This window comes from Rhodococcus sp. AW25M09, from assembly GCF_000333955.1.
In the GTDB taxonomy this organism is placed as follows: Bacteria; Actinomycetota; Actinomycetes; order Mycobacteriales; family Mycobacteriaceae; genus Rhodococcoides.
In genome coordinates, this window is the sequence record NZ_CAPS01000072.1 from 134,772 (window position 1) to 146,833 (window position 12,062).

Genomic DNA, 12,062 nt, shown 5'->3' on the forward strand with positions numbered 1-12,062 from the left:
ATGGGGTCGGTCAGTCCAGCAAGTGGCGGAGGTAGCTGTTCGGGTCGCCCAAGTAGCGACGCCAGTGCTGTACCAATTCCAGTTCTTCCCAGGTGCTTCGGCGTAGACCGTGTTCGCCCACTTCGACGATGTCTGCGCCGGGCGTGGACGCCAGGATCGGTGAGTGCGTGGCACAGACGATCTGCGCTCCCTCGTCGCCGAGCTCGGACATCAACGCCACCAACTGCAGGCACGCAGTGAACGACAGGGCTGATTCGGGTTCGTCCAGAACGTAGAAACCGGGCTCGGTCAACATTGCACCGAACATGGTCAGAAAGCCTTCGCCGTGACTCATCTCGGCGGTGTTCTCGTCCCAGTAGCCTGGCACTCCCGCGAGATTTTCGGCCATCTCGAACGCGGTCTCGGCGCGCAGGAAGAATCCGCGCTTCTGCGTTCTCGGGCCCCGAAGCATCCGCGCACCCCGTGGAGTGGTCTCGAGTTCGAGTGCCTCGCCCAGAGCGCTGGTCACCTCATCGAATCGACGCGACTGTTGCGCCGCTCGTCCACCTCTGGCGTCGATCCCGAAGCCTTCCGCGATCGCCTCGACGAGAGTCGATTTACCGGAGCCGTTGTCGCCGACCAGAATTGTGACGGGCGCCAGGAATTCGAGTCCGTCGCGAGCAAGGTCGGCAACTGCAGGCACGGTGAATGGCCAGTCCGGGCCTGCCGCATCGGCGGGAACGAAGGCGCGCTCTACGAACATGATTCAGGCAGTGACCAGGCGATCGACGTAGCCGGTCTCATGGGCGGAGTCGGCGCTGCAGGTGTAGAACACCCACTCTGCGGACTGGTCCGGCGAATCCCCGAAGCGATGGTCGACTTTGTGCGCGCACAAACTGCCCGCGCTGGTGTCATGGCATCGAAGACTGCTGGGTATGTACATCACTCCACTGTAGGCGCGATTGTCGGCGACAGTTACCGACATGTTGCTGTGGTGCCCTCGGTGAGACTCGAACTCACACTGGACGGGTTTTGAATCCGTTTCCTCTGCCAATTGGGATACGAGGGCTGGCGTACTTCTGAGCAACGATTGACGAGTTTAGAAGATGCGCTTTCGGGGGCGCGCACCGGTACCCTTCAGTTGCTCGACGGCCCTGATGGGCAATGACTGTCAAAGGAGACCGATACAGATGAACGCTCCTGGTGCGCACGGTACTGGCAAGCCCCCGCTTCGCGTGGTGGTGGCAGAGGACGAGTCCCTGATCCGACTAGATCTTGTGGAGATGCTCCGCGAGGAAGGCTACGACGTGGTCGGGGAGGCGGCCGACGGGCAGCAGGCGGTGGAACTGACCATCGAACTAATTCCCGATCTGGTCATCATGGACGTCAAGATGCCCCGCCGCGACGGTATCGACGCGGCGTCGGAGATCGCCGAGAAGCGCATCGCGCCAGTTGTCATTCTGACCGCGTTCAGTCAACGCGAGCTCGTGGAGAAGGCCCGGGATGCCGGTGCGATGGCGTATCTGGTCAAGCCGTTCACCAAAGCCGATCTGATGCCTGCGGTGGAGTTGGCGGCCAGTCGTTTCAGTGAGATCTCCGCCCTCGAATCCGAGATCGCGGATCTGCAGGATCGGCTCGAGACACGCAAGTTGATCGAGAAGGCGAAGGGAATCCTCATGGATTCGCAATCGCTCACAGAACCACAGGCGTTCAAGTGGATTCAGCGAGCCGCGATGGATCGCCGAACCACGATGAAGGCCGTTGCCGAGGTCGTGATCGAGACGCTCGGTACGCCTGCGAACAAGCCTGCGGCAGAGAGCTGATCGCACCGCGAAAGCTACGGCCACGTAAAACTTCGGCCCCCTAGGTCACAGTCAGGTCACGAGCGTCGTTCTAGGCCTTGCGAATCAGCTTCGAGCATTACCGTCTGATCCACACGTGAGCCACATGTTCCTCAGGTGCGCTTCATCGACGAGCAATTTCAAGGAGAACCTAGATGGCAATTCGGACCTATGTCCGCACGGCTGCGGTGCTGAGCGTCACCTCGCTCGCACTGTTCGGCTGTTCGTCGAGCGACGACTCCAGCTCGAGCGACTCCGCCAGTGCCGGCGGCACGTCGGCCGCCGAGACAGTGTCGACCGACTGCACGCCCGAGCAGGCAACCGCAGGGGCCACACCGGATACTTCGCCGTTGGTGGTCGGAACGTTGCTTCCCGAGACCGGAACACTGGCCTTCCTCGGCCCGCCCGAGATCGCCGGCGTCCAGCTGGCCGTCAACGACGTCAACGAGGCCGGCGGCGTCCTCGCCCAGCCGGTCACACTCATCCCGGGTGACTCAGGAGACACGACCACCGATACCGCCAACACCACGGTCGACCGACTGCTTGCCGGCGGCTCGAATGTGATCGTCGGTGCGGCGTCGTCAGCGGTGTCCCTTCAGGTGATCGAGAAGATCGCGACTGCGGGCGTTGTGCAGTTCTCCCCGGCCAACACGTCCGATCAGTTCGTTTGCTACCCGGACAAGGGTCAGTACTTCCGTACCGCTCCCACCGACGTGCTGCAGGCTCAGGCCCTCTCGCAGCTCATTGCGAACGACGGTGCACAGCGGGTCGCGATTCTTGCCCTGAACGACCCGTACGGCACGGGCCTCGCAGCCAATACGGCCAAGAACCTCGAAGATGCCGGAATCCCGTCGGATCAGATCCAGACGACCATCTACGACCCCAACGCGCAGTCGTTCAACGCCGAGGTCGACGGTGTGAAGACCTTCAATCCTGATGCGGTAGCCGTGATCGGCTTCGAGGAGTCCGCGAAGATCATCACGCGGATGCACGAGGTCGGCATCGGACCGTCGGACGGCACTCTCGTCTACGGCGTGGACGGCAACATGGGCAACGCTCTGGGCGAAGCAGTGGCTCCGGGTCTGCTCGATACGATGCGCGGCACGACTCCGTTGACCGATGTCGGCACCGGATTCCAGGACCGCCTCAAGGTGATCGACCCGGCGTTGGTGGACTTCAACTACGCCGGTGAGTCCTATGACGCGGTGGTCATCTCGGCGCTCGCCGCCGAGCAGGCCAAGTCGACGGCAGGCACGGATATCGCTGCGAACATCAACAGCGTGACCAAGGGCGGCACCAAGTGCACGAACTACGCGGAATGCCTCCCGCTGGTTCAGGCCGGTACCGATATCGACTACGACGGCATCACCGGTACGTTGAACTTCAGTGACGCAGGCGAGCCCGCCACCGGCTCGTACGGCAACCTGGTCTTCGGACCGGACAACACTCTGACGACGGACGGATACATCGTCGTCGGTGAGTGATCTGTAGCCCGCACACACGACACTGGGCCCGAGTCCTCGATGGGGACTCGGGCCCAGTGTCGTGTGGTGCGCGCGTCGCGATCCACGAACGAAAGCCCCGATTCGACGAGAAGTCGAACCGGGGCTTTCGTTTCCGAAGGAGACCTACGTCTTCTTCTCCTTGCTTCCCGCCAGAGTTCCGAGGTACAGCTCGATCACCTTCGGATCGTTCATCAGCGCCGGACCGGTATCGGTGTACGCGTTGCGGCCCTGATCGAGCACGTAGCCGCGATCGCAGATCTGCAGGCAACGACGAGCGTTCTGTTCCACCATGATGATCGAGACGCCTGCTGCGTTGATCTTCTTGCAGCGGATGAACACCTCGTCCTGGAACATCGGTGACAGTCCGGCCGACGGTTCGTCGAGCAGCAGTACCGAGGGTTCCATCATCAGTGCGCGTCCCATGGCCACCATCTGGCGTTCGCCGCCGGACAGCGCGCCCGCCTTCACTTTTCGTCGGTCCGAGAGCAGCGGGAAGAGTTCGCTGACGAATTCGAAGCGCTCACCGAACTTCTTGGGACGCAGATAGATTCCCATTTCGAGGTTTTCCTCGATGGTCAGCGACGGAAACACGTTCTGCGTCTGTGGAACATATCCGACACCCTTGGTGACCAGTACGTGCGCCTCGGCCGAGGTGATGTTGTCACCGCGGAGCTTCACACTGCCTTCGCGGACGGCGACGAGTCCGAACAAGGTTTTGAGCAGAGTCGACTTTCCGGCTCCGTTGGGTCCGATGATGCCGACGATCTCACCGTCTTTGAGAAAGAAGTTGCATTCGCTCAGGATGTTGACGCCGGGAATGTAACCCGCCACCAATCCGTCGGCGCGCAGTAGAGCGCCCTCGGCGAGGCGTGCGTGCTCCTCGGGTGTTGCGGCGAATTCCGCCGGTGTGAGTGTCTGTTCGCTCATCAGTTGTCCTCCTTCGCCCGGTGAGATCCACCTTCGGTATCGCCGGTCGCCTCGGGGCTCACGAACTCCGGTTCCGCGAAGTCACCTCCGGACTCGAGTTCCTCTGCTTCGCCCTTGGCCAGTGCCTCGGCCAGTTCGGCCGTGGCACCGACCGGATTTCCGTCGGCGTCGAACTCCAGGGCCTGATCGTGGTGGCTGCCCAGGTATGCGTCGACCACGGCTCCGTTGTTGGACAGTTCCTCGGGGGCGGATTCGGCGATGATGCTGCCCTGCGCCATGACCACCACCCAGTCGCTGATGTCGCGGATGACGTCCATGTCGTGCTCGACGAACACGACGGTCATGCCGTCGTCCCGTAGTGACTTGATGTGTCCCAGAAGTGACTGCGTCAGAGCCGGATTGACGCCGGCCATCGGCTCGTCGAGCATGACCACCGAGGGATCGGTCATCAACGCGCGCGCCATCTCCAGCAGCTTGCGCTGACCGCCCGACAGTGAGCCGGCCAGGTCGTCGGCCTTGGCGTCGAGCTTGAAACGAGCGAGTAGCTCGTGCGCGCGAGCTGTGACGTCTCGCTCCTGCGCCTTCCATGTCCACGGCATGAACGTGTTGATCATGCGTTCGCCGCGCTGACCCGTCGCCCCGAGTCGAACATTGTCGAGCACAGTGAGTTTGGACAGTGCCTTGGTCAGCTGGAATGTGCGCACCACACCTTTGCGCGCGACCTGGTGCGGATGCATCTTGCCCAGTTCCTGGCCGTCCATCGACCAGGTTCCGGTATCCGGTCGATCGAATCCGGTGAGCAGGTTGAACAGCGTTGTCTTCCCGGCACCGTTGGGACCGATCAGGCCGGTGATGCATCCGCGTTGAATTTCCAGGTGGTCCACGTCGACGGCTTTCAGTCCGCCGAAGGTACGGGAGATTCCGTCGACCACGAGAGTGGCATCGGGCTTGGGCGAGCCGGGCTCGTTCGGCACGCCGGCGAACAGCGACGAGCGTTGGTCGCTCGACAGTGCCTGCGCGGCCCGCGACTCGAGCGTGCTGGCCTTCTTGCTCGGTGCTGCCTTCACGGCAGCGCCCTTGTCCAGGTCAGGCATTGAGTTGAACCTCTCGCTTGTTGCCGAGAATGCCCTGGGGTCTGAACACCATCAGGACGGCTATCAGGATTCCCAGGAGTACGAATCGGGTGGCACCGACCTGAGCTCCGGAGAGATTCAGAACCGGATCGTCACCGGAGATCAGTTGCCGCAGAATCGCATCGGGGATGGACAGCAGAAACCAGAAGAGCATGGCACCGATGACGGGTCCGAAGACTGTCGCGGCCCCGCCGAGAATCAACGCGCCGAAGGCGAAGAACGTCTGCGCCGTCGAATAGAAGTCGGGGTTGAGCGACTGAGTCTGCAGGGCATTGAACACGCCACCCATGCCGCCGATCACACCACCGAGTACCAGTGCCTGCATCTTGTAGACGAAGACGTTCTTGCCCAGCGATCGCGCCGCGTCCTCGTCTTCTCGCACGGCCTTGAGGACACGACCCCACGGACTGTGGGTGAGGAGGTAGACGACCCCGCAGAGGAGCAGGACGAGTGACCAACCCACCACCATCGACCACAGGTCGTTGCCCAGGAATCTCACACCGAAGAAGCTGTAGGTCTTGCCGCTGTCGAATGGGCTCAGGTCGGTGAACGGGCCTGCGAAGCCGGTGATGCCATTGGTGGATTTCGTCACCGAGTCCGTCGCAGTGGATCGAAAGACCAGTCGGAGTATCTCCGAGGCGGCGATCGTGACGATCGCGAGATAGTCCGCACGCAGTCGAAGAGTGGGAATGCCGAGTACGACAGCGAGCAACCCGGCCGCACCGAGACCCACCAGGATTCCGAGCCACAATGGTTGCTCGTACGTGATCGTCATGATGCCGACGCCGTAGCCGCCGAGCAGCGCGAAACCGATCTGTCCGAAGTTCAGCAATCCGGCGTAGCCGAAATGCAGGTTCAGTCCGATGGCGAGCATGGCGTAGAAGATGGCCGAGGGGCCGACCAACTGCGCGAGTGAAATCTGAAGTGCACCGATGATGTCCATAGCGTGGTCACCCGATCCTTTGTCGCGAGCCGAGGATGCCCTGAGGACGAACGACCAGGATGAGAATCAAGACGAGCAGACCTCCGATGTATTTGAGATCGGGATTGATGACCAGCGTGGACCACTGCACGAGAAGGCCCACGATGACGCAGCCGAGGAAAGCGCCGTAGGCCGTTCCGAGTCCACCGAGCGTGATGCCGGCGAACATGAGTAGTAGCAGCTTGAAGCCCATTTCCCACTGGACGCGTCCGCCGAGTTCGGACATTCCGAACAGCACACCGCCGAGTGCGGCGAGTCCGCCACCCAGGCACCAGACGAAGGTCACGACGCGCTCGACGTTGATTCCCGACGAGGCTGCGAGGTCCCGGTTGTCCGCCACGGCTCGCATCGCCTTACCGATCTTGGTGCGCTGCAACATCAGTGCCACGCCGATCAGAACGACGACGCTGATGATGATGCAGGCGAGGTTGACGTCGGTGATCGCCAGCGGGCCCCACTGATTCTGTGTCTGCGCCTGGTAGTCGTCGTAGGGCTCGGAGCGATCCGAGAAGAAGATGAGAATGAGGTAGCGCAGTGCGATCGACAGGCCGATCGTCACCACCAACTGGGCTATCAGTCCGGTTCGGCGTTTTCGTAGCGGTCTCCAGATCAGCGCGTTGTTGAGCCAGCCGATCGCGACGCCTACGACGATGGCCAACAGTGTTGCCGGAATCAGCTGAATTCCCATGCTGACGTTGAAGACCCAGGCCGACACCGCGCCGAGGGTGACGAGTTCGCCGTGCGCGAAGTTGGTCAACCCGGTGGTGCCGAAGATCAAACTGAGGCCGATTGCGGAAATGGCGATCACGAGTCCGAAGCGCAGACCGTCCACCGTCGTACGAATGAACTGCTCGTAGAACGGGTTGTCCGCGGCTGTCCGGGACTCGCCGAAGGAGAAGATGACGGTGTTGGACCGTCCCGCCTGCACATCGCGCTCCACCTCACCCTGCACGCTCACCCCGTCGGGAAGAGTTTCCTGGACGACCTGGAACGTGTATGTGCCGGGGGACAATTCGAGTGTCCAGCGGCCGGCGGCTTCGGAGGTGGTGCGGGCGACCTCGGAACCACTCGAGTCCAGGGCCTGAACGTCCACGCCGACCAAACGGTCACCGCCGTTGTTCAACGAACCGGCCACACTGACCGCGTCTGCGGGCGGGGCTTGTTCCGCGCTCGTTTCGGGTCCGGTGCTGGGAGTGGGTTCCTGCGCCAGAGCCGGAGCGCTGAACGTCAGGGCGGCGATCGCGCTGAGGATTGCAAGAAGAAGTGTTCGCCGAAAGAGGCGAACTGCGGAGCTGGCGCGCAACCTTGGTGGTTGCACCATTCTGGTCCATCGAACAATTGGAGCCACGCACGTCCTCCGGACGGTTGTCGTTGTGCCGCGGAAAATTCGGCTGCCTGCAATTGTCGGACTCTAGTCCTAGAAACGACGCGAAATCGGCGTCTGGGATTTCCGGAAAGTATCGGTTGTGTTTCGCGGTCCACGACGCGTGCCGCGAGCGCGATCGCGACGAGGAGCGAGCATCCGGCTACGAGTTGTCGGAGCCGCTACCTAGACTGGTGAACCGTGAGCCCAGTAACCGAGAACAGTGCAGCGCCCGCAGCCGAGACCGATGCGAAAGCGGCCGGGCAGCGTCCCACGCTGCTACTCATCGACGGCCACTCGATGGCGTTTCGTGCTTTTTTCGCGCTGCCTGCAGACAACTTCAAGACCACCAGTGGTCAGTCCACCAATGCCGTGTACGGCTTCACCTCGATGTTGATCAATCTGCTCAGGGACGAGAAGCCGACGCACATCGCCGCCGCCTTCGATGTCTCGCGGCAGACCTTCCGCGCCGAGCGGTTTCCCGAGTACAAGGCCAACCGCAGCAAGACCCCCGACGAGTTCGCCGGACAAGTCGACATCACCAAGGATGTGCTCGGGGCCATGGGCATCCCGGTAATGGCAGAGGCGGGGTTCGAGGCGGACGACATCATCGCCACTCTGGTGACTCAAGCGGAGGCGCTCGGCTACCGCGTTCTCGTGGTCACCGGTGACCGCGACGCCCTGCAGTTGGTGACCGACAACGTCACCGTCCTCTATCCACGCAAGGGTGTCTCGGACCTCACCCGCTTCACCCCGGACGAGGTTGCCGGTAAGTACGGCTTGACGCCGGCCCAGTATCCGGATTTCGCTGCTCTGCGTGGCGATCCGAGCGACAACCTCCCCGGCATTCCAGGCGTCGGAGAGAAGACGGCCACCAAGTGGATCATCGAATACGGATCACTCACCGCTCTGGTCGACAACGTGGACAAGGTCAAGGGCAAAGTGGGAGATGCGCTGCGGGCCAATCTCTCCAGCGTGGTGCTCAACCGTGAACTGACGGAAATGGTGCGAGACGTGCCGTTGCCCTACACCCCGGACCAACTCGAATTGGCACCCTGGGATCGCGAAAAGATCCATGCTCTGTTCGACGACCTCGAGTTCCGGATTCTGCGCGATCGGCTCTTCGACACTCTCGCGTCGGTCGAACCGGAGGCCGAGGAAGGCTTCGACGTTCGGGGCGGAATCGTCGCGCCGGGCGAACTGGCCGCGTGGCTGTCCGAGCACGTCACCGACGGCCGGCGCAGCGGAGTATCGATTCTCGGGCCGCGCAGACCGTACGACAGTGACGCGACCTCGGTCGCGATTGCCGCGGCCGACGGAGAGGGCGCTTTCGTCACGACGACGGCTCTCGACGAATCCGACGAGCGCGCACTCGCTGCCTGGCTCGGAGATTCGGCGCAACCCAAGGCGCTGCACGAGGCCAAGTGGGCGCTGCACGCGGTTCGCGGACGGGGCTGGACCCTCAACGGGCTGACGACCGACACTGCACTGGCCGCGTACCTCGTTCGCCCCGGTCAACGCTCGTTCAATCTCGACGATCTGTCACTGCGCTACCTCAAGCGTGAACTCCGCGTCGAGGATGCGGGTGAGGGGCAGATGTCGCTGCTCGATGCCGAGGACACCGCCGATGCGGCATTCGCCGAGGGCGAGATTCTCAAGGCACGGGCCGTGATCGATCTGGCCGATGCGCTGGACGCCGAGCTGGCGGCCATCGAATCGACCACGTTGCTGTCCGAAATGGAGCTGCCGCTGCTGACGGTATTGGCCGAGGTGGAGGCTACGGGTATCGCCGTGGACGGTGATCACCTGCGCGCGTTGCAGTCGGGTTTCGCCGCGCAGGTCGACGAGGCCGCCAATTCCGCGTACGGCGTGATCGACAAGCAGATCAACCTCGGCTCGCCGAAACAGTTGCAGGTGGTGCTGTTCGAGGAACTCGACATGCCCAAGACGAAGAAGACCAAGACCGGGTACACCACGGATGCCGATGCGCTGCAAGGGTTGTTCGAGAAGACCGAGCATCCGTTCCTGAAGTTTCTGCTCGATCACCGCGACGCCACGCGAATGAAGGTCACGGTCGATGGCCTGCTCAAATCGGTAGCCGAGGACGAACGCATCCACACCACGTTCAATCAGACTGTTGCAGCCACCGGCCGGCTGTCGTCCACCGAACCGAATCTGCAGAACATTCCGGTGCGCAACGAGGCGGGACGCCACATCCGTGACGGGTTCGTGGTCGGGGCGGGCTTCGACACGTTGCTCACCGCCGACTACAGCCAGATCGAGATGCGCATCATGGCGCACGTCTCCGGCGACGAGGGTCTGATCGAGGCATTCAACACCGGCGAGGACCTGCACAGTTTCGTCGGTTCCCGTGCGTTCGGCGTGCCGATCGAGGAGGTCACCCCCGAACTGCGTCGTCGAGTGAAGGCGATGTCGTACGGATTGGCCTACGGCCTGAGCGCGTTCGGCCTCGCTGCGCAGCTCAAGATCTCCACCGAGGAGGCGAAGCAGCAGATGGAGGCGTACTTCGCGCGGTTCGGCGGCGTCCGCGACTATCTGCGCAACGCCGTCGAGGAAGCGCGCAAGGTGGGGTATACCTCGACGCTGTACGGAAGGCGTCGTTACTTGCCGGACTTGAACAGCGACAATCGTCAGCGCCGCGAGGTTGCCGAGCGGGCCGCGTTGAATGCTCCGATTCAGGGCACTGCCGCCGACATCATCAAGGTGGCGATGATCGACGTGCACAAGTCGCTTGCAGAGTCGACGCTGAAGTCGCGAATGCTGCTGCAGGTGCACGACGAGTTGGTACTCGAAGTCGTCCAGTCCGAGCGCGAGGAAGTGGAAGCCCTGGTACGCGACAAGATGTCGTCGGCCATCGAACTGTCGGTGCCGCTGGAAGTCTCGGTCGGCACCGGTCGCAGCTGGGATGCCGCGGCACACTGACGGGGGCCAGCGCATCGAGTCGGAAACACGACAAGAGCGAAGGGCCGCTCACCGAAATGGTGAGCGGCCCTTCGTTCGTTGCTGTGCACGCACTACTGCGCGGCGAGAACTACTCTGCTGCGGGAGATTCTGCTGCGGGAGTCTGCTCGGCGATCTGCTGGCGCACGACGTCCATGTCGAGTGCCTTGATCTGGCCGACGAGGTCTTCGAGTGCCGGAGCAGGCAGCGCGCCGGGCTGCGCGTAGACGAGGATGCCCTCGCGGAACGCCATGATCGTCGGGATCGACTGGATCTGAGCCGCCGCAGCGAGTCCTTGCTCGGCCTCGGTGTCGACCTTCGCGTGCACGACGTCGGGGTGCGCGTCGGAGGACTTCTCGAATGTCGGAGCGAACTGACGGCACGGACCGCACCAGGATGCCCAGAAATCGACCAACACCACGTCGTTGTTGGTGACTGTCTCGTCGAAGTTCTGCTGAGTCAAGGTCTGAGTAGCCATGCGCTTCCTTTCGTTGATTGCGCTTCTCGTTCTGTCAACGCACGTTCCGGCCGGAATCATCCCAGCCCTGTCACACGGGCTGAGGTGTGGCTCGGAACGTCCGACGGTACGAGTGCGGCGTGGTGCACCGCAATCTCACGAAGTGCTGCCGCAGAGCTGCGGCATTTCCGAAGCCCACCAGTTCGGCGATCGAATCCATCGGCAGATCGGAGTTCTCCAGCAACTGCTGCGCTGCGAGCACTCGTTGGTCGTTCAGCCAGCGCGCCGGCGTGGTACCGGTCTCGGCGGCGAACTTACGGGCAAAGGTTCGCACCGACATGTTCACCCGCGCCGCCAATCGACCGATGGTCAGTTCGGAGTCGAGGTTCTCGGTCATCCAGTCCAGCAATGGTGCCAAGGTTTCGGTGTGGGTGGCGGGTAGGGGACTGGTGACGAACTGGGCCTGGCCGCCGTCGCGATGCGGCGGGACGACCATTCTGCGAGCGATCCCATTGGCTACGATGCTGCCCTGGTACGTGCGCACGATGTGCAGGCACAGGTCGATTCCGGCGGCCGTACCCGCGCTGGTCAGAACGTTCCCCGCGTCCACGTACAGAACATTCGGATCTACTTGCGCGAGCGGGTATTTCGCAGCCAGCGAGGCCGAATGTCGCCAATGCGTCGTGCATGGACGCCCGTCGAGCAATCCGGCCTTGCCGAGGACGAACGCGCCGGTGCACAAGCTCGCGACCAGCGCACCCCTGTCCACGGCGGCACGGAGTTTGGCCAGCAGTGGCTCGATGGAGGCGTCGTAGTCGGTTCCGCACACGAAGCTGCCGTCGATCGCGGCCTCGGTGCCACCGGCCGGGACAATGATCAGATCCGCGCTGTCGAGTCGATCGAGATCGTGCGGG

The 12,062-nt window shown here is 62.7% G+C and carries 10 protein-coding genes and 1 tRNA gene; 3 read left to right on the plus strand and 8 right to left on the minus strand.

The features are described from left to right. Positions 1-10: 10 nt before the first annotated feature. Both RHODMAR_RS14900 and RHODMAR_RS14910 read right to left on the minus strand, forming a co-directional pair. Complete coding sequence (locus RHODMAR_RS14900) at positions 11-742, minus strand: AAA family ATPase (RefSeq protein WP_008715891.1); 732 nt, start codon at positions 740-742, stop codon at positions 11-13. A gap of 229 nt (positions 743-971) precedes the next feature. Continuing rightward, a tRNA-Leu gene (locus tag RHODMAR_RS14910) sits at positions 972-1,048 on the minus strand. 121 nt (positions 1,049-1,169) lie between these two features. Between RHODMAR_RS14910 and RHODMAR_RS14915 the strand changes: the two genes are divergently transcribed. Continuing rightward, positions 1,170-1,802, plus strand: a complete 633-nt coding sequence (locus tag RHODMAR_RS14915; RefSeq protein ID WP_008715892.1) for an ANTAR domain-containing response regulator — start codon at positions 1,170-1,172, stop codon at positions 1,800-1,802. A gap of 173 nt (positions 1,803-1,975) precedes the next feature. Then, positions 1,976-3,304, plus strand: coding sequence for an ABC transporter substrate-binding protein (locus RHODMAR_RS14920; RefSeq protein ID WP_008715894.1), 1,329 nt, complete (start codon positions 1,976-1,978; stop codon positions 3,302-3,304). A gap of 144 nt (positions 3,305-3,448) precedes the next feature. Here the strand turns inward: RHODMAR_RS14920 and RHODMAR_RS14925 are convergent, their stop codons facing one another. The 4 genes from RHODMAR_RS14925 to RHODMAR_RS14940 are packed head-to-tail and all read right to left on the minus strand — an operon-like array spanning position 3,449 to position 7,688. Continuing rightward, entirely contained in the window at positions 3,449-4,252 is an 804-nt protein-coding gene (locus RHODMAR_RS14925) for an ABC transporter ATP-binding protein (RefSeq protein ID WP_008715895.1), read from the minus strand. Continuing rightward, positions 4,252-5,346: an ABC transporter ATP-binding protein gene (locus RHODMAR_RS14930; RefSeq protein WP_008715896.1), complete on the minus strand. Its 1,095-nt coding sequence runs from the start codon at positions 5,344-5,346 to the stop codon at positions 4,252-4,254. The genes RHODMAR_RS14925 and RHODMAR_RS14930 overlap by 1 nt, the downstream gene beginning before the upstream one ends. Beyond that, entirely contained in the window at positions 5,339-6,328 is a 990-nt protein-coding gene (locus RHODMAR_RS14935; RefSeq protein WP_008715897.1) for a branched-chain amino acid ABC transporter permease, read from the minus strand. The genes RHODMAR_RS14930 and RHODMAR_RS14935 overlap by 8 nt, the downstream gene beginning before the upstream one ends. Positions 6,329-6,335: 7 nt before the next feature. Then, positions 6,336-7,688, minus strand: coding sequence for a branched-chain amino acid ABC transporter permease (locus RHODMAR_RS14940; protein ID WP_008715898.1), 1,353 nt, complete (start codon positions 7,686-7,688; stop codon positions 6,336-6,338). Positions 7,689-7,931: 243 nt separating this feature from the next. On the opposite strand from RHODMAR_RS14940, the gene polA reads away from it, so the two are divergent. Next, complete coding sequence (polA, locus tag RHODMAR_RS14945) at positions 7,932-10,673, plus strand: DNA polymerase I (RefSeq protein ID WP_008715899.1); 2,742 nt, start codon at positions 7,932-7,934, stop codon at positions 10,671-10,673. Positions 10,674-10,782: 109 nt separating this feature from the next. Here the strand turns inward: polA and trxA are convergent, their stop codons facing one another. Continuing rightward, positions 10,783-11,169 (minus strand): thioredoxin, encoded by a 387-nt coding sequence (gene trxA / locus RHODMAR_RS14950; RefSeq protein ID WP_008715900.1) that lies wholly within the window; start codon positions 11,167-11,169, stop codon positions 10,783-10,785. Between the two features lie 70 nt (positions 11,170-11,239). Beyond that, positions 11,240-12,062, minus strand: an 823-nt coding sequence (locus tag RHODMAR_RS14955; protein ID WP_042939291.1) for a helix-turn-helix domain-containing protein, incomplete at its 5' end; no start/stop codon positions are given.